Raw genomic sequence first — 18304 nt, forward strand, 5'->3', positions numbered from 1 at the left:
GGGCGCCGAGCAAGCAAGGGACAAGCAAGGGAGGACAGACGGGGCTCATGCTCTTCCCCGGAGACGGCGACGTGACCAGCCCTGACGTCTCCTGGTCCTACACCGGCTTCCACATGTTCAGGGAGTGGCTGGCCCACGCAGAGGGATTCACCCTTGCTGAGATGGACGGATTCGGTGGTGACCGCGCGTGGAGCGGTATCTCCACCACGCTGGCACCGCTGCTCGACCATCCGGACGACAGCGGCTCTCTCACTCCCGCCCAATGCGCGGCCATGCTGCCCAGGCTGGAGGCGATCACCGATCAACTCCACCACGAGGACGGCGACCCCGTTCTCCCGCGACGCATCGACGACGCCCGCCAACTGGTCACCGTCATGAAGCACTGCCTGGACAAAGACGTCGAGCTCCTCTTCGGCTGACCACCGCAGGCAGCCGTCCGCCGGAAATGCCCCGCAGCTGCGGGGCAGCCCTCAGCTTGAGTCCTGACCTTCAGATGGCGCGTCGTTCCAGCGGAACCACGCCCGGTCCTGGTGTATGTGCAGGAGGAACTCGTCAACGGGTCCTGAGGGTGACAGCTGTGATGGAAGCGTTGGTGTGAATGTCCTGTCGGGCGGACGTGCCTCCAGGGCGGCCCTCTGATGGTGCGCGAAGTTCACTACCGGTCGAACGCGGCCTCGCCCGCCTCCTGCCGCTGGCGTGTGGCGGGAAGGGGCTCGGTCGTCCTTCCGCGGAGGCGGGCGTGAGGGAGGGGGCGGCGGCACGGCTGGCGCCACGGTGCCGTCTCAGATCGCAAGGCGAAATCGCTCCGAGGTGCTGCAGGCTTTGACAAAGCGTTGTTCGAACGAACTGGCCTGTGTTAGAAATGAGGGGCGCGAGTGCCGTCGGTTGCTTGAACCCGACCTCGTGTCCGGGGCAGGGCCGACGTCCGAGGGTGGGGGACCGGCTCCTCACGCACGCCGTTCCCCGGTCCTGCCCGGCCTGCCGAAGTGTCCGAGCCCGCGGCTTACGGGTGGCTGCCCACCGCCCCCTCCCTTGTCACCGCTCCGTCACAGTCGAACAGCGGGCCACAACCATCGCAAGACGTCACATATCCAACTGGCGGTCAGACCAGTTGCGAACGAAAGCCACAGGAGATACACCATGTCCCGCAGACGTTCGGCGGCCGTCACCGCCGCATCCTTCCTGCTCGTGACCGGCGCCGTCATCACCGCCGCGCCCGCCGCGTTCGCAAGCGCACCCGGCGGGGTCCACGCCGGTGACCGCAACAGCGACTTCAACGGCGACGGCTACGACGATGTCCTCACCGGTGCCCCGGGCGGCACCGACGGGGGGCACGAGGGCTCCGGCTACGTCACCGTCCAGTACGGCTCCGTGAACGGCATGGGCACCGCCACCGCCGCCCCCCGGGGGCGCACCGCTGTCTTCAGCCAGTCAACCGCAGGAGTCCCGGGCACCGCTGAGGCCGGGGACGGTTTCGGCACCGCCGTGGCCACCGGCGACCTCGACGCCGACGGCTACGACGACGCGATCGTCGCGGCCCCCGGCGAGGACGTCGACTCGACGAGGAACGCCGGCCGGGTCACCGTCCTGTACGGCTCGAGCAGCGGACTGACCGCCGCGCGCAGTGTCACCGTGGGGGCCTCCCTGCCGAAGGCGGACGCCGGGTTCGGTCTTGCCCTCGCCGCCGCTCGCTTCGCCGACGGCGCACAGGGCGACGTCCTTGCCGTCGCCCACCGGGAGGGCGCGGTGCTTTACACGTACGGCGCCGGAACCCTCAAGATCACCGACCGTATCGACACGGTCGGCGCCCCTGGGGGCGCCGCGATCCAGCCGGCCTCCCTGACCACCGGAAACTACGACGGTGACGGCCGTGCCGACCTCGTGGTTTCCGGTCGGAGCCTGGAAGAGGACGGCACGGGACAGTCGGCCGTCTACGCGGGCGGGGCCGACGGCCTGACCTACGTCCGTGACCTGGGAGGCGGTTCGGCGACCGCTTCGGGAGACATCAACAACGACGGTTACGACGACGTGGTCTACGGCAGGCCCGACCACCCTGACGATCTGCACGAACCCCTCACCGGCGGAACCGTCGGCGTCTACTTCGGCGGCGCGGACGGGCTGAAGGGCGTCGACGAGTACGGCACCGTGGCGCAGGCGTGGACCCAGGACACCGCCGGCGTCCCGGGCACCGGCGAACTCGGCGACGGCTTCGGCGCCGATGTGTCCCTCGCCGACGTGGACGCGGACGGCTACGACGACCTGGTCGTCGGCGCGCCCGGCGAGGACGTGGGCACCGTCGCGGACGCGGGAGGGGTGTGGGTGCTGCGCGGCTCGGCGAACGGAGTGACCGCGGCCGGTGTGAAGTCCTACAACCAGGACTCGGCGGGCCTGCCCGGCACGGTGGAGCAGGGGGACCGCTGGGGCGGACAGGTCCGGCTCGCGGACACGAACAGGGACGGCCGCTCCGAGCTGCTGGCTGCGGCCCCCGCGGAAAACACCTCCGACGGGGTCGTCTGGGTGCTGCCCGCCACCGCCTCGGGCACCACCGCCGACGGCTCCTGGTCCTACGGCGGAGCCTCGCTCGGCGCCCCGGGAACCGACGCGCGGTTCGGCGCGGCCATCGACGAGTAGGTTCCCCCGTCCGGCACGGCTGCTCCGTCCGGCAGGAGTCCTCACCAGCCCGGGGGCCGCGGATGTCGTCCACGGCCCCTGGCCCGTCTCCGCCCGCGCCGGCATCCACCGGGAGACCGCGGCAGTGAGCGCAACCGGATTCCGCAGCAGCTCTGAAGCCGGGCACGGCCGCCTCGGCGGACGGGGGAGCGCACGGAACACCGTTTCTCGGTCGGCCTCTGCGAGGCCGGTGCGCAGACCACTCCCACCATCCCCGCCCACCAGGGCGGCACACTGGACTGGACCGGCTTCACCGCCGGCGGGGACACCGGCTTGCAGGCGGCCGCCGACCGCGAGACGCTGCTCAGCACCGTCTTCCCCGCCCCGCTCCGCTTCCCCGGCATGGCCGCCCGCCGCTACCGGGAGTTCGAGGACGCCCGTGTCGACCTGGGCGGTGTCGAGGCCGCGCCCCCCGACCTGGCCCGGATGCTGGCCGCCGAGTTCGCCACCGTCTACGGCAACGAGGGGCGCCTCCTCGACCCCGGACTCCCCACTCCCCACGACCTGTTCGCCGAGGAGGTCCCGCGCGAGGGCGTCACCCGCACCCACCAGTACGCCCGTGCCGTCGACGGCCGCGGCCTGCTGTGGACCACCCGCCGGGCCCGCCCCGGGCGCGGCGAGTCCTCCTCCGGCCTGCGGTTCGACCACCTGGAGGAACAGGGCTGCCGCAGCGCCGCCCAGCCGGGCCGGCTCCCGGCGGCCCCCGCACGGCGTCACGGGGAGTGAGGCAGGTCCCGTCAGGGGACCGGGTCGCCGGTCACCGCCGCGTGTCCCGGGGCTCGACGGCCTCGACTGCGAGGTCGACGGCCGTCACACCAGGTGGGTCTCGACCCCGGCCTCCCTCAGCGCCTGGAGGGTGAGCGGCCCGTTCGGATGCGTTTGCACGTCTTTCGCCGCGGCATCGGTGACGAAGGCGTCCACCGCGCTCAGCGACGCCACTTGGCTGAATGCTCGCACACCGAGCTTGGTTGCATCGGCCACGGCGACGGTTCGTGCCGCTTGCACGAGACCCACCTGCTTGACCGCTGCGTCGTCGAGGGAGAACTCCGTCCAGCCGCGTTCGGCGTGGACCCCACCGATCGACATGACGAAGCAGTCGAAGCTCAGGGCTTCCAGGGTGCGCAACGCCAAAGGGCCCACCAGGGAGCGTTCGCCCGGACGCGAGCGTCCTCCCATGACGAGGAGTTCGATGCCCGGCTTGTCCGCCAGAACCGTGGCCGCCTGCAGACTCAGTACGGCCACCGTGAGAGGGGCGCGCTCCACCAGGTGCTCGGCGACGTGCACCGTGGTGGTGCCGGCGTCCAGCAGCACTCGTGATCCCGGCTCGAGCATCGCGGCAACGGCCGCCCCCAGCCGGTCCTTGGTCACGGCCTGCCACTCCCGTCGGGCGAGGAAGCCCCCGCCCTCCTCCCGGGGACGCACGGGAATCGCGCCGCCGTGGACCCGGCGCAGCAGGCCCTGACCCTCGAGCGCGTTCAGATCCCGGCGAACGGTCATCTCCGAGACGCCGAGACGCTCAGCCAGATCTGACACGGACAGCTTGCCCGCGTTCTGGACAAGCCGAAGGGTTAGGTCAAGGCGGTCTCCGACGCTCATGCATTATTTCTAACACCTTTCTGTTCGTTTGAACAAACATGGGGGTTCGGCTGTTGTGACGGGGCATAGCTCCCGGGGCGGAACGGGGTGAGGAATTCGCAGGGCGGCATTATTCGGTTCCGATGAGGGAGGGCGGGCAGCCGCGGATCGCTCGGCACCGTGTTCGTTCCGGCTCGGGCAACCTTCGCAAGCGCTGGGCGGTCCTACCGGATGCCGAGGTCGGGACAACGGTCTGGCCGATGTGCCGGCGCATGGGCGGCAAACGCTTGTCCGAGCGCTTGGGTGAGGATGGGGATGACGGATCTGAACACTCCGGTGACCTGGGTTGACGCGCGCGAGAGACTGCCGTGGGACGGTGCGCCGGTGGCAGCGGCGATCACGGGCCGGTATCCGGCCGGCAATGCCGAGTCCGATACAGCGCCGGGGGAGGCGTTCTGGCTGGTGAGGCCGATGTACTTCACGACTCTGCACTTCGGTGAGGACGGGACGGAACACAGGGACTGCTTCGTCGACTCCGACGGGTTCGTCCGTTTGCCCTACGGTCTCGCCGACGACGACACCGTGACCCACTGGGCCGAGCTGCCCACCCTGCCGGGCAGGACGACGCACCTCGTCCTCGGGGAAGACGTGCAGCCGGCTCTCCAGAACGCGTGGAGCGCTCGTCCTGCCACTTGATCCACCCGAGCGCGCCTGGGAGAGCCGCTCCGCCCGAACCTGGTGCTGCAACCGCGGCTGCAGCACCAAAGGGTGGAAGCATGAAAAAGATGCCCGGGTGTCCCGGAGGGAGGTCCGCACGGCGCGTATGGAGCTCTGTCCCCTCGATCTCGAGGACCCCCGCGCAGTCCAGGACGTGTTCGGGATCTTCGCCAGCAACCCTCTGTACTGCCGTGCGTCAGGAGCGTTCGACCCCGATGTACTGGACGCGGGGCAGGCGAGGGATTACCTGCGCAACGACATCGGCATGGACGGATGCTCCGCACTGCTCGCCCGCATCGACCGAGGGCGGGCGGTCGCGTACCTGTCCTTGCCGGCGCGCCATCCGAAGGACGGGCTCCCGTGGGTCATGGAGTTGGTCGTGCACGGAGAAATGCAGGGTCGGGGCATCGGCGGACGCTTGACGAAGCATGCTGAGGACACGTTCCGTGCGACGGGCGCAGGGACCGCAAGGATCTGCGTGCTCGAGCAGACGCCCCCGGCCCGGGAGTTCTGGGCCGCTCTCGGCTGGCGGGCGATCCGCCAAGGGGTGCCGAACGAGAACGGTCGTGTCGTCATCGTGATGGAGAAGTCTCTCACTGGGGCGTAGCCGGCCCGGCTCAAGACGTGCGCGGGCGGGCGCAACCACGGGATGCGGGACGCCTCTTCCTCGGCGCTCGCGCACCTGCCCGCCGTGCGGCATGCGGGCGAAGGCGTGCTCGACGCGGGCGTCGACGTGACGCTGCGCGACTTCGGAGTGGTCCGCCGCGCGCGGACGGGGGGGCGTCCCGGCAGGCATTGGGCACGGTGACCGACTGGCGCGGACGGTGAGGCGGTGAGCGGACTCACGGTCAGGGACGCGGCCGGGGAGCACCGCGAGTGGCCAACACGTGCGTCAGGGCTGGATGCTGCGCCCTCTGACCTAAACACACACGAGTTCCGTTAAAGCGAACATCGATATGGTAGAAATGCTGGTGTTCACGCTGCCTCGGTGTGAACGGGGACCGTCACACTCACGAGCACCCGCCGTCCGTGCTCGTACGCCGTCCGGCATTCCCTCCGGTTCCCTCCGCCCGCTGCCCGGAGCCGCGATGCCCGCCCCCGCCACGACGGCTTGACGCGCGGCGCTCGCCGGCTTCTCCCGGCGACCGTGTTCGGGTGGTCCCGGCCGGTCCGCCGCCATGTGTGGACAGCGGCTCCCGCACCAGTTCGCACATTATGATGTTCGTATCGACATTTCTATGTTAGAAATGTCGTGTGGCTGTCGCCAGCCGTCCGGCCCTCGGGCCGACCGGCGTGCGTCGGCGCCCCCAGGCGCACATCGCAGTCCGCCGGCAGGCACGCAGACCTGCCGCGAGGCGCTGGGTGCTCCGGATCGCCATGGCGACGTCCGCGGTCGCACCACGGACGGTCGCGACCGATCCCCGACAGCCAATACCGGGCGTCCCCACGGTCCGCGCGTTGACCTCATCGGTGCCCGGACGACACGCAACGTTCCGGGCAGAAGACAAGCTGCCGGCTCATCCACCACACGAAGGAAACGTCCTCATGACGATCGACGAGCGTTCGCTCATGATCTTGGTCGCCGGCCCCTACCGCTCCGGCACCGGCGACGACCCGGCCAAGCTCGAAGCCAACGTGCGCGCCATGACCGAGACCGCTCTGAAGCTCTTCCGCGCGGGCCACCTCGGTGTCACCGGGGAGGCACTGGCACCAGTTCTGCCGGGCAAGGCCGGTGAAGCAGAGCGTGGACCGGGTGGCCGAGTGTCCAGCGGGCGGACGGCGGTGTCGTGGCGGGCGGTGGCCATGACATGGAAGACGTCGGGCTGCTCGAGCCCGGCCCCCACCCCTTGCCGAAGCCGTGGGCGACATCGGCGGTCACCCAACGGAACGGGTTCTTCTCCGCGATCGTGCGGCGGACCACCGCCTTGCCCATGTCGGCCTTGGTCTCAAAGTCCACCTCGCCGGTGGTGCCGGCCCGGCGGCGTCGGTCGCGGTCGTCGGTCCATGGAGTGGGCAGGTACGAACGGCGGTCCGGGAGCGTGCGCCCGCACGAGGTCGCGTAGGCCGGCAGGAAGACGCCGATCCGGCGCTTCCCGGCGCGGTCCCGCGGCGCCGGAGTGCTGATGCTGTACTCCGGCCGAGCGGAGGCCCTTCTTCAAGAAGCCGGTGTCGTCGAGGACCAGCACCGCCTCGGGATCACCGAAAGTCTCGGTGACGTACTCCCGTACGTCGTCCAGGGCCCGGCCGGCCTTCTCGGCCAGGGTCCCCCCCGTGTGTGGAGGGCGTCGTCCGGAACCAGCCGGCCGTCGACGCACCGCGGCAGGGGTACCGCGGCGGCCGACCGGCATCGGCCCGGCCGTACACCGTTCGACTCCGGACCTCAAAGGTCAAGCCGGACGCGTCAGTTCCGTGGTCGCCACATCAGCTCCGCACGCGGAAATGACGCTCAGACGAGTTGAACCGAGACACCGGCTTTGCTCAAGGCGTCCGTCTCGTCGACGGGCGCGTCCTTCTCCGTGACGAGCGTGTTCAGGGCGCTCGCCGGGGCCACGAAGGCCAGGGTCGTACGGGTGAGCTTGGACGCGTCTGCGACAGCGATGATCCTGCGTGAGGAGGCGATCGCCGCACGCTTGATGGCCGCGTCCTCCAGATCGTAAGCCGTGATGCCCTCTGCGGCGGTCACCCCGCAGCACCCGATCACGGCTGTGTCGAAGCGCAGGGCAGCCAGCGAGGCCAGGGCGAGCGGACCGGTCATGGCCAGTTCGCCGGAGCGCGGCTGACCGCCGGGAAGCAGCAAAGTGAGGTGGGGGGCTTTGACGAGCGCGTTCGCAGCGTGCAGGGACAGAGGCATCACAGTCAGGCGTCGCCGCTCCAGTTCTCGGGCCACCTCGAGGCACGTGGTACCGCTGTCCAGCACCACGGATTCCCCGTCAGCCAGCGATTGGGTCACTCGGGAGGCGATCCGGCGCTTGGCCTCCCGCCCTTCCTGCACGCGCAGCGCGAACGGGGGCTCCTCGCCTCTGAGCAGCAGACTCCTCGCCCCCCCGCGGTACCGCTCGACGACGCCCTGACCGGCGAGCACCTCGAGATCGCGTCGGATCGTCATCTCCGACGCGCCGGTCAGGTCCGCCAACTCGCTGACGCTCAACTTGCCGGCTTCGCGCACCGCGTCCGTGATCTTCTTCAGTCGGTCTGCTGTCATCACTGTCGCATTGAACGCTTCTCGTGTTCAAAAAGCAATTTTCGCACATAATAAATGTTTTATACGCTGTGTTTCAAACATTTCTCGCGGTCAGGATGTGAAGTCGGCGGAGCCTTCGTCCCGGACGGTCACGAGCAGGAGCAGCGGGCTGCCGATCCTGCCGCCGCCGGAACGTCACGGAGACAGGCAAGGGATCTGCGCAACGCGTCGTGGCGGCTGGCGGCTACCGGTACCGCGGATGCGGCTTCGATGCTTCGCGCCGTTGTCATGGCCCGGCGCGAGTACGACTACCGAAAGGTCGCGACCTTGCTCGATGTCTTGTCCCAGGAACGGCGCATCGCTGCCCTGGACGTTGTTCACGGTGAAGCGCCTCGGGAGCCAGGCCGGCGGGAACGCGCAGAGAACGTCTTCGCCGGTGCCGACCGCCGTACACCGGGCGGACCGCAGGAAGCCTCCGCCGCGATCAGTCGTGCGACGAATCTGCTGTGGACGAGCGGGCAGTCCCGCAAGGCCCTGGAAATGATCGCCGCCGCACGAGCGCGAACACACGACCCCGTCGCACGGCGTTCCCTGTACGTCGACGAAGCGGTCGTCCGGGTCTTCTCCGGAGAGCCGAGGGAGGCAGTGCACGTCCTCGACCTGGAACTGCCCGGCAGCGCCGGCGACGGCACGGACCTCACCGGCTGGTTCCGGGGCGCCATGGCCAGGGGCGCGGGCCTGGCGGCGGTGGGCCGTGTGACAGAGGCCGTCACCTGGACCGAACGGGTTCGCGCGGAACTGCGCGACGCGCACCGGCACACGTTCGAAGTCCACCCCGCGGCCGCCGTGTCACCACTGGTCTTCGCCCTCACGGAACACGGACGTCTCACCGAAGCACTCGACGTGTGGGGGCACGCGGCTACGGCGAACTGGCCGCAGCGTCTGCCACCGGAGCGCAAGCCTGGCTCGCCCTGCTCATCGCACGTGCGGAACTGATCCGCGGACACCTGACAGCAGCCCGTCAGTGGTATGCCGAGGCCGCCGACGCCGCTGCAACCGCCCGGCAAAGCGGCCTGCAGCGCCTGGCGCTGGCCGGCACCGCCGCGTGCGCGGCGCAACTGGGCGATCTCACCTCCGCCGACCAGGCGGCAGCCCGGGCACATCACCACCCGTCCGTCGAATGGGCCACCGGCGAGGACTGCCTGGGGGAGGTATGGGCACTCGCCGGCCGGGGCGATGTGAAAACGGCGCGCAGCCTTCCCACCGAAGCCGCCTGCCTCGCCCGATTCAGAGGCTGCACAGCGTCCGAAGCCCTGCTCCTGACCGACCTGGCCCGCCTGGGCGCCACCGAACACGCCGCCGTCCGACTGGCAGAACTCACCCGGTCAAGCGGCGGCGGACTCCTCGCGGCCCGAGCCGACTTCGCCCGTGCCCTGGCGGCGAAAGCACCCGACCGGCTGATGCACACGGCGAGAACCCTCAGCAGCGACGGCCTGCACCTGCTCGCAGCCGAAGCGGCCACCGCGGCAGCCGCCTGCTGGCGACGCGCCGGAGATCACCGCCGCTCGGCCGCCGCAACACACCACGCCCGGCAGCACATGACCCGATGCACAGGTGCGCACACCGGTACTCGCCTTCACCCACACCACCCCCACTCACCCCTGGTGAACCCGTGCGCCTTGCACCGTCGGGCGGACGGCTCCTTCGGGGCGTCGAGGGTTCACAGCACTTCGGGCGAACGCGCAGTCACGATCAACCGGGCGCGCGGCGGACGCAAGGCGTCCCCGTGCAAGCCCATCGGCGAGCAGCGGGACGGCGGGACGGTCGGTGCGGCTGACGACAGTCCCGGTCCGCACGTTGCCGGTGGGACGGTCTCCAGGGCGATCGGGGCGGCGCGCAGCCCGTTCAGCGGTGCGGTGGACGAGGGGAGGGCCCGCTCGGGCGTCCGCCGTGTCACCCCGGACCTCAGCATCGCGGAGGTGTGCGACGAAGCAGGTGGTCAGGGTTCCCGGGGGAGGGTTCTCGCACGGGGGTCCCGTGGGTCGCGCCGGGAGCGGGGGCCGGCTGCTCGTGCGTACGCTCGCGCGCGGGCCGCCCGAGAACGACTCCGGCCAGGACCAGCACCAGTCCGCACAGTTGTTGGACGGTCAGCGCCTCGCCCCCGAGCGCGACGCCGAGCAGCACGCCCGTGGCGGGGTTGAGCAGGCCCGTCAGACCCACGGTCCCCGCGGGCAGGTGCCGCAATCCGGTGAACCAGACGACAAAGGCCAGTGCGGTCGCCACGAGAGCGACGTATCCGAACGCGAGGACAGCCGGCGTGTCGAGTGCGGGGGGAGCGCCCTCGACGACCGCGGCGACCGGGAGCAGGGCGAACCCCCCGGCGACGAGCTGCCAGGTTGTCGAGGCGAGCACGTCCGCACCGGAACTCCAGCGCTTGGCCAGAACGTAGCCGAAGGACGACGTCAACATGGCGGCGCCCGAGGCGCACACCCCCGGCACGCTGACACCTCCCCCTCCCGTGAGCAGCATGAGGCACACCCCGGCTAGACCGATCGAGGCCCCGGCCAGATGAGCGGTGCGGGGCCGTTCGGACACCATCGCCCAGGCCATGAGCATCATCGCCAGCGGGGACAGCGCCATGACGGTCGAGGCGACACTGGTCGCAAGCAGCTGGGAGGCGGCGTACACGAGGACGAAGAACACGCTCACGTTGAGCAGCCCGAGCACTCCGGACCGCCACCACCAGGCGCCGCGCGGCCGCTGCCTGCACACGGCCAGAAGGACCAGGCCGGCGGGCAGCGCGCGCAACGCGGCCCCGTACAGCGGGCGGTCCGCGGGGAGGAACTCGCGAGTGACGAAGTAGTTGGCTCCCCACGCCACCGGCGCGATCGCCGTCAACGCCACCCAGCGCACATTAGCTTCCATGGAAACCAATATAGCTTCCATGGAAGCTATATTGGTTTCCATGGAGAACCGGCAATCTGCGGATCACGTGGCACGCCTTCAGGCGGACTGGCGCCGCGAGCGGCCCGACGTCGACGTCTCTCCGCAGGGAGTCATCGGGCGATTGCACCGCCTGGCCGGCCGGCTGACGGAAGAACTGCGGGTCGTGTACGACCGCCACGGCCTCAGCGAAGGCGAGTTCGACGTCCTGTGTGCATTGCGGCGCGCCGGTGAGCCATACGAACGGGCGTCCGGTGAGCTCGCCGCGCACACCATGGTCACCACCGGCGCAATGACCAAGCGGATCGATCGACTGGAGCGGGCCGGACTCGTCACCCGCCGACGTTCCGACACCGACCAGCGCAGCCGGATCGTCACGCTCACCGGGCCGGGCCGGGAGCTGATCGACCGCGCGTTCACCGACCACATGCGCAACGAACGGCGCTTGCTCGATCTCCTGACGCCGACCGAGGCAGAGACTCTCGAAACACTGCTGACGTCATGGCTCTCCCGTGTGGAGAACTCTTCCGACGGCGGGTGAAGCGCCCTTGGACGACAGGTGTCCGGGAGGAGCGCCGTCGATCGTGCGCCGACCGTGACCCGGTGGCAGGAGAGCCCACCGGCTCAGATGTACGACCCTCGCCGTGCCGCAACGATTCCGGATCCGGGCCCGGCCGACCGGTCGTGCGAGGAGGAAGGGATCCCCTGCGCCCGCCAACGGATGCGGCGTTCGCCGCTTCGGCGGGATCGGCGCCGACGACGCTCACGCCAGCAGATCGATCCCGCGGCCGACGTCGTCGAGCTCGGCTCGCCGGTAGGCGAGCCAGGCGATGGCCAGGTCCTGCCAGGGAAGACCGACCGGCGCGTACACCGTGATCGATCCTCGATCGCGTTGCCCGGCCGGAGAACCCGCCTCGCGGGAGCTCGCCGAGCGAGGCGTCCGCAGCGGTCCGCGAGCTTCCGTTGGCCCTGGCCATGACGCCCGTAGCGGCTGCCAGACCGTGATCGTCGACCACCAGGAACGACGCTGCGAGCAGATCGCCTCCCAGTTCCTGCTTGCCCGGCTCGTCGACACCCAGGGCGGTGAAGTGTGGGCCGGGGCGCGCATCCGCGAGCCCCAGCAACGGCCGGCGTGACCAGGTCACCAGCAGGACCACGTCGGACGCCGCGGCGACTTCGGACACCGAACCGGCCACTCGGCCACCGTGCCGTTCCGCGAAGGCCGCGGCCCGGTCGGCGGCCGTGTCGTGGACGAGGAGGTCCCGGAAGTCCTGGAAGTGGCGCAGGCCCCTCACCATGAGTTCGGCCTGGGCCCCCGCTCCCACGGCACCCGCGACGGGGCCGCCGGTCCCATGTGCGGTGGCGGTCAGGACGTGGGTCCCCGGCGCGGCCGCGAGGCCCGTTCGCCACGCGGTGACGGTGGCCGAATCCAGCAGGGCCGGCAACTCCCCGTCGGCTCCGCTGTGCAGGCAGATGACGCCGCGCAGGGCGGGCTGAGCACCCGGGAATTTGGCGTTGACCTTCACCGAGTACGCCTCCACTCCCGCAAGCAGCCCCGGAACCAACGCGGTGGCCGTCCCCGGGAAGGGGAGATCGCTGCGCATCCTCGAACCCGGTGAGGCGATGCGGTCGTCGTTGCGAAACCCCTCATGCGGCGCTTCGACGCACGGACCGACCTCCAAGACGGACAGGAGATCGCTCCGGGGCAGAAGGCGTGTCACTGACATGCTCCATCAGCCCGGGTGGCGGGCCGGACGGCACAAGGGCGCTGGTGGTCCGGCCGCACGATGCGCACCTGCGGTGCCGTTCAGCCAGGTTCCTCCCGCCGCGAACGTCGGGTGGGCCGTTCCCGCCCGGTGTTGCGCTGCGCCGCGGCTCGCCCCTGTCGCGGCAACCTCGCGCAGGCCGGACGGGAAGGGCCCAGCCGCGCTCAACGAGCCCGGTCGGTCACTGTGCGGTGTCGTCCGGGCGCCACGTCGTGAGCTTGTAGGCGAAGGCATCCCCGCACGTGAGCTTCACCTGCCGCCCCATCGTCCGCGCCGTCACATCGGCCTTCAGCGGATAGTTCCATCCCTTGGTCACCACTTGGCCGAACGGCTCGTCGTACACCTCGTGGACACGCTTGGGCAGTCCGGACCGAGCGTAGGCGCCACTGACCACGACCGTGTGCGCACTGCCCGAGGACTCGGAGTCGACGACGAACTCCCGCTCTATGCGGCCCTTGTGGAAGAGACCCGCCTCGGTCTCCCCTCCCCGGACGTACTCGTCGTCCGCCGTCCGCACGCTCACGGCGGCATGCGTCCCGAACACATCGTTGTCGTAGAGGTCGACCGTCACCTCGACACCGGCCGCCGTGCCCGTGCACGCGAGCACATGCCCCTTCTCCCGGGTGACGGTGACAGCAGTCCCGGAGTCGTGGGGGGAAGCGGTCGCAACCGCTGGAAGTGCCGCCACGGTAGCCGCGGCCGCTCCGAGCACTGCGGCCACGAATCTGCGTTTGGTCATTCCTGTCTCCTTGCGGACCGTAAGTCATGAGCTGGGGAGACCGCCCCGCGGCGGATCGTCTGCCGGCCCGGCCCTCGGATTGCAGACATGGCGTGACCGCCTCAAACCCCCGGACGAGGGAGTGCGGGAGGGCGCGGTGCCGTTCTGCGGACCGCTCGATGCCCCGGACACTTTCTAACATATGGCTGTTCGCATTAACAAGTCATCTGTTCATTGTTGTGGTCCAGTCTCAAGCCGGCCCTCCTGGAGGGTTTCCGAAGAGCCTGTCGGCGGGCTGGTCGAGCCGGGCGAATGCCCGCTCCGCCACCCGACGGCGCGGGGCTCCTGCGGACGAGGACGCTGCTGCTGGCGATGTCCCGGGCGGGCCCGGGCTGATCGGGGCTCATCGCCCGCCGCGGTACTGCGCGATCTCCACGTGATGCCCGTGACTTCGGCACCCAGGCGCGGAAGTCGGCGCCGCGACCGCCCTGGTGCGCCCGCACGTGCCGCGGGCCCGGGACGGCTGAGCCGGCGCAGGTGTCGGGGACGGTGCCGCGGGTGTCGACGAGCGGGTGGGCTTGATGCCGCTGACCTTCTTGTCGCCGCGCTGAGGCGGTCGTGCCCGGCTCGACGTGCCGCCTGCGCGCCGACTTCACCCGGCCGGCGACCGGTTCGGTGCGCGTGGCGATCGGCGTCGACCATGCCCGGGCACCGGGCGTCCGGGGGGGCGAGTCGTCTGGTGTGGTGGCCGCCATGTGAGAGAACGGCAGTCGACCGCGCAGGGCGGGCGGTTGCGTCGTGGGCCGGGCACGTGGGGTGGCTGACGGGCTGCGCGCCGAGTTCGAACGGCACCGCCCCATTCCGTACGTCTCTTCGAGAGTTCAAATGAACAATGACATGTTAAAAATGGGTCATGCGTGCGGTTACTCGTCTCGACCTGTCGCTGGGGCCGGCGCGGAGTTCCGGTGTTCTGCCGCGCCTGACGCCGTCGAAGGCCGACGCGGAGCGCTCGCGACGAGTGGAGCGGGGAAGGCCCCGTGTGCACGTCAGCCGACCGGGCGTCGGCGACCTGGGACACCGGCACGCCTTCCGTCTTCCTCCGACCACTGGAGAGCCGGGTCGGCGAGAGGTGCGGCGACGGCTGCGATGGCCGGTGGTCCGACCGGCGAACCGATCCCGGGAGCGGTCCTCGACCGGACAGCCGCCCTCCGGCGCCACGGCCCGCAACCCGCGCACGACTGCGCGGCACGTGCGGCTCGAGGCTCCACGGCTTCCCCTCATGCGATGAGCGGAGGAGACCCGACCGTCACGGTGATGCCGGACCACAGAAGCGAACAAGTGAGGAAAACCATGCTGATCGAACCGCCGGCCCGCGTGGGCGAACACCCTCTTCCGGATGGACGAGTGATCGGCTGGGCCGAATGGGGTCAGCCGGACGGCACGCCCGTGCTGCTGAGTCCTGGTGCCGCGACGAGTCGCCACCTCGGAATCGACGCGGCCGCCGTGGCGGAAACAGGTGTCCGCCTCATTTCACTGGACCGGCCGGGGCTGAGGGCCTCGTCCCCCTCCCCGCAGCGGACCTTCGCGGACTTCGCAGCAGACGTGGCAGCGTTCACTCGGCGGACGGGCATCGGCAGGCCGGCGATGATCGGCTTCTCGCAGGGCGCACCGTTCGCGCTCGCGTGCGCCGCAGCGGACGTGGTCAGCGCACTGGCCATCGTCTCGGCAGCCGACGAACTTGCCGCGCCTCACTTCGCCGGCACCCTGCCGGCGGAGCTCCAGCACCTGGTCAGCCTGTCGGTCGACCAGCCCGAGCGGGCCGCGGACGTCTTCACCACGCTCACTCCCGAGGCGATGTGGGACATGGTCATCGGCGGTAGCCCCGACTGCGACAGAAACGTGTACGAGTCCGAACCGTTCTCGAGCGCCTACCGGACCGCACTGCAGGAAGCTTTCGCTCAGGGGTCCGAGGGGTATGCGCGGGACACCGTCCTCGCCATGCGTCAGTGGGACATTGACTTCGAGTCGATCCGGGTTCCCGTGGACGTCTGGTACGGGGAACTGGACCTCGGCCACTCTCCCGACCAGGGGGCGAGCCTGGCTGCACGTATTCCGGCGGCCGTACACCATCTTGTGCCCGGTGCCGGCGGGGCCCTGCTATGGACGGAAAGCCTCCGCATCCTGCGTACCTTGATGGGACGAGTGTCCGAATCCCACTGAAGAGTGTTGCGGAAGACCGTGATCACGCAGCCTGAAGCGGGCGGCCGGCCTGTCGGCTCGTGCGGCGAGGGCGAGGTCGTGCATGTGGGCGACGGCCCGGCCGGCGTGGTGGAGGCCGTCGCCGCGTTGCCGGCAGGCACGGAGGATCTTGTGGTTCCTCATCCGGGAGAAGGCGTGCCCGACGGACCGCCGCGCCCTCGCAGTGCTCAGCCGGACCGGGAGTCCCGTCAGGCCTTCGCGTCCGCGGTCGTGCCGGGCACCGGTCGGGCCGCGGCCGCCAAGCGGGTGTCCAAGTCCACGATGACCTGCACCTTCGCCGAGAACCAGTAGGTGTGCGAGGACGCCGCGGCCCTGCGGTCACGGACCGGGACAAGGGTGTCGTCCACGATCCACAGCCGCTCGACCGCTTCCCGGGAGGCTCGGGCCGGCTCGAGCACGAGCAGCGGGGCGAGCCGCTGAATCACCCGGCACACGGCCGCGGGCGAAGCGCCGGACAGCGGAGCGAGCTGCCGCATGGGAAGGTTCGTGCGGCAGCACACCGCCACCAGCAGCACCCGCTCGGCCAGCGCGAGCCGCCACGGACGACCCCACCCGCAGCCTTCGCCACCGCGTTCCCGCACCGCCCCGGCAGCCGGCCGAAACAATCCATCCGCAGGCCCGTGAACGTCTCCACCCACACCCGCCCGGCCCTCAACACCCCGGCCACGCAACGGAAACGCCCCGCGCACGGCCTTCTGCAACACCCTTCAGGCGCTCGGGGCGAACCCTTCGATGAGCAGGTAGCAGGTCCAACCGCCGCTTCGCGCCGTGTGCCGGGATGCGGCCGGTCGCCGACGGGGCGGAGGTCCCGTGCAGGACGGCCCACAGCAGTTGGGCACGTGCCTCGCGTTCAGGGTCTTTTCGGGCAGCGCCTCCACGAAGGCGTCGAAGGCGGAACGTGCAGCCGGGGCCGGGGCAGGGGTGGCGCGGAGCGTCGAAGTGCGGGCCGGAGTCCGGTGGTTGGAGGTGGGTTCCATCGCGTCACCGGGCCCCGGTCGTGAGGCCCAGTGCCCGCGAAGGCGGCCGTGTGTTCCCCCGGCTGCCCGGTCCATTCGTGCGTGAGCCGGGGTCGTCTCAAATTGGTCGCGCGCGACCTGGAGATGCTGCCGACTCGCGCCAATGCTGCGCGGGAAAGCGTGTGTCCGCACAAGCCTTGGGCATCCGGGACGGCAGACAGCCGCCGGGCCGCAGTGGGCTGAGACCGTTGAGGAAATGAGGATTCATATGCGTAGCAGGGGGATGAAGGCGAGCGCGATCGGTGTGGCCGCCCTCATGGGGAGCGTCGTTCTGACGGGCTGCGGTGGCGACGACGAGCCGAAGTCGGGGAAGGCCGGTGCCGTATCGAGCGCGAGCGGCGGCGCGGGGGCCCGAGAGCAGGGCACCGCGCAGGTGCGGGCCGCCTACGACAAGACGGCCGAGGCCGAGACGGCCAGGACGACGATCAACATGAAGCTCTCCGCACAGGGCAAGTCGATCACGACCGACGGCAAGGGCGCGCTCGACTTCCAAGAGGGCGACAGCGTCATGACCATCACCGCCGGGGGCAAGAGCATCGAGCAGCGCGTGGTCGACCAGGTCCTCTACCAGAAGGTGCCCGGGCAGAAGGTCCAGGGCGGCAAAGCCTGGATGAAGATAGACCTGAAGAAGGCCGCGCAGTCGCTGGACATGAACGGCCAGCAGATCGGTGACCCGGCTCAGTCGGCCGCCTACGCCAAGGCGATCACCGACAAGGACGTCGCCAAGGTCGGCGAGGAGAAGATCGACGGCGTGGACACCACCCACTACAAGGTGTCGGTGGACCTCGCCAAGCTGCCGGGCGGCGCCCGGATGCGCCAGCAGGTCGGTTCGACGCTGCCGATGCACGTCTGGCTCGACGGCGACGGGCGGCTGCGTCGCCAGCAGCTCGACATGACGGTCAAGACCCCGGCCTCCGCCAGCGCGAAGCCGGACGACAGCGCCTCGCCGCAGCAGATCAAGATGACCATGGTGATGAATTACTCCGACTTCGGCACCGAGGTCGAGGCGGACGCTCCGCCGGCCGGTCAGGTGGCCGACGTGACGGACGAGGCGATGAAGCAGGGCCGGAAGCAGCAGAGCTGATCCGGACGCGGGCGCGCCCCCGGACGGGAAGGACACGGGACGGGCGGCTCCGGTGCGGTTCACCGGGGCCGTCCCCCTGCGGGGGCGAGCGGCGGAACGGACCCGATGAGGACTCCGGCCACGCGGGACGTCACATTCGTCAACGGACCGGTACGCCGGGCCGCCCCCTGGGAGCAGCCCGCCGTCTCCGCGGGGACATCGCGCGGGGCGACACCGGTCCGCAGCACGTACATGACGCCGGCGAGCGCCGTCCGGTCCGGAACGCGCCGTCGCCCCGTGAGACGTCCGCCCCGGCCAGACCCGGCTCCGCTCGGAGTCGGCCGGGGCGCGCCGCACCCGGGAGGTGTCGGTCGCCAGCTGGGGGTGGCCCATGGC

13 protein-coding genes and 4 pseudogenes are annotated in these 18304 nt (G+C 70.4%); 9 read left to right on the plus strand and 8 right to left on the minus strand.

The window, feature by feature from the left end:
- Nucleotides 1–47 precede the first annotated feature (47 nt).
- From AB0L29_RS34065 to AB0L29_RS34075, 3 genes are all read left to right on the plus strand, one after another.
- Nucleotides 48–419 (plus strand): hypothetical protein, encoded by a 372-nt coding sequence (locus AB0L29_RS34065; protein ID WP_365832979.1) that lies wholly within the window; start codon nt 48–50, stop codon nt 417–419.
- Between the two features lie 721 nt (nt 420–1140).
- Entirely contained in the window at nt 1141–2631 is a 1491-nt protein-coding gene (locus AB0L29_RS34070) for an FG-GAP repeat protein (protein ID WP_365832981.1), read from the plus strand.
- A gap of 312 nt (nt 2632–2943) precedes the next feature.
- Nucleotides 2944–3396 carry a hypothetical protein gene (locus tag AB0L29_RS34075; protein WP_365832983.1) on the plus strand — a complete coding sequence of 151 codons (453 nt, stop codon included), beginning with the start codon at nt 2944–2946 and terminating at the stop codon, nt 3394–3396.
- Between the two features lie 84 nt (nt 3397–3480).
- Here the strand turns inward: AB0L29_RS34075 and AB0L29_RS34080 are convergent, their stop codons facing one another.
- A complete protein-coding gene (locus tag AB0L29_RS34080; protein WP_365832985.1) occupies nt 3481–4266 on the minus strand; it encodes a DeoR/GlpR family DNA-binding transcription regulator in 786 nt (261 codons plus the stop codon).
- A gap of 294 nt (nt 4267–4560) precedes the next feature.
- Here AB0L29_RS34080 and AB0L29_RS34085 point away from each other — a divergent pair, with 294 nt between their 5' ends.
- Nucleotides 4561–4941, plus strand: coding sequence for an AQJ64_40280 family protein (locus tag AB0L29_RS34085; RefSeq protein ID WP_365832986.1), 381 nt, complete (start codon nt 4561–4563; stop codon nt 4939–4941).
- 175 nt (nt 4942–5116) lie between these two features.
- Nucleotides 5117–5569 (plus strand): GNAT family N-acetyltransferase, encoded by a 453-nt coding sequence (locus AB0L29_RS34090; protein ID WP_365832987.1) that lies wholly within the window; start codon nt 5117–5119, stop codon nt 5567–5569.
- Between the two features lie 1137 nt (nt 5570–6706).
- On the opposite strand, the pseudogene AB0L29_RS34095 reads toward AB0L29_RS34090, so the two are convergent.
- Nucleotides 6707–7199 (minus strand): annotated as a pseudogene (locus AB0L29_RS34095) (transposase); the annotation flags it as partial.
- Nucleotides 7200–7408: 209 nt separating this feature from the next.
- Nucleotides 7409–8167, minus strand: coding sequence for a DeoR/GlpR family DNA-binding transcription regulator (locus AB0L29_RS34100; RefSeq protein ID WP_365832989.1), 759 nt, complete (start codon nt 8165–8167; stop codon nt 7409–7411).
- A gap of 51 nt (nt 8168–8218) precedes the next feature.
- Between AB0L29_RS34100 and AB0L29_RS34105 the strand changes: the two genes are divergently transcribed.
- On the plus strand, nt 8219–9139 hold the full coding sequence (locus AB0L29_RS34105) for a hypothetical protein (RefSeq protein ID WP_365832991.1): 921 nt from the start codon (nt 8219–8221) through the stop codon (nt 9137–9139).
- A 969-nt stretch (nt 9140–10108) separates the two neighbouring features.
- On the opposite strand, the gene AB0L29_RS34110 is transcribed toward AB0L29_RS34105, so the two are convergent.
- On the minus strand, nt 10109–11068 hold the full coding sequence (locus tag AB0L29_RS34110; protein WP_365832993.1) for an EamA family transporter: 960 nt from the start codon (nt 11066–11068) through the stop codon (nt 10109–10111).
- 40 nt (nt 11069–11108) lie between these two features.
- Here AB0L29_RS34110 and AB0L29_RS34115 point away from each other — a divergent pair, with 40 nt between their 5' ends.
- A complete protein-coding gene (locus AB0L29_RS34115; RefSeq protein WP_365832995.1) occupies nt 11109–11627 on the plus strand; it encodes a MarR family transcriptional regulator in 519 nt (172 codons plus the stop codon).
- A gap of 400 nt (nt 11628–12027) precedes the next feature.
- Here AB0L29_RS34115 and AB0L29_RS34120 read toward each other — a convergent pair.
- Both AB0L29_RS34120 and AB0L29_RS34125 read right to left on the minus strand, forming a co-directional pair.
- Nucleotides 12028–12813 (minus strand): annotated as a pseudogene (locus tag AB0L29_RS34120) (ornithine cyclodeaminase family protein); the annotation flags it as partial.
- Nucleotides 12814–13033: 220 nt separating this feature from the next.
- A complete protein-coding gene (locus AB0L29_RS34125) occupies nt 13034–13591 on the minus strand; it encodes a hypothetical protein (protein ID WP_365832997.1) in 558 nt (185 codons plus the stop codon).
- A gap of 1329 nt (nt 13592–14920) precedes the next feature.
- Between AB0L29_RS34125 and AB0L29_RS34130 the strand changes: the two genes are divergently transcribed.
- Complete coding sequence (locus AB0L29_RS34130; RefSeq protein ID WP_365832999.1) at nt 14921–15790, plus strand: alpha/beta hydrolase; 870 nt, start codon at nt 14921–14923, stop codon at nt 15788–15790.
- 66 nt (nt 15791–15856) lie between these two features.
- Here the strand turns inward: AB0L29_RS34130 and AB0L29_RS34135 are convergent.
- Nucleotides 15857–16487 (minus strand): annotated as a pseudogene (locus AB0L29_RS34135) (IS5/IS1182 family transposase); the annotation flags it as partial.
- Nucleotides 16488–17053: 566 nt separating this feature from the next.
- Between AB0L29_RS34135 and AB0L29_RS34140 the strand changes: the two are divergent.
- Nucleotides 17054–17929 (plus strand): hypothetical protein, encoded by an 876-nt coding sequence (locus AB0L29_RS34140; protein WP_365833001.1) that lies wholly within the window; start codon nt 17054–17056, stop codon nt 17927–17929.
- 170 nt (nt 17930–18099) lie between these two features.
- On the opposite strand, the pseudogene AB0L29_RS34145 reads toward AB0L29_RS34140, so the two are convergent.
- Nucleotides 18100–18204, minus strand: a pseudogene (locus tag AB0L29_RS34145) (IS5/IS1182 family transposase); the annotation flags it as partial.
- Between the last annotated feature and the right edge of the window lie 100 nt (nt 18205–18304).

It is taken from the genome of Streptomyces sp. NPDC052701, assembly GCF_040678355.1.
In the GTDB taxonomy this organism is placed as follows: Bacteria; Actinomycetota; Actinomycetes; order Streptomycetales; family Streptomycetaceae; genus Streptomyces.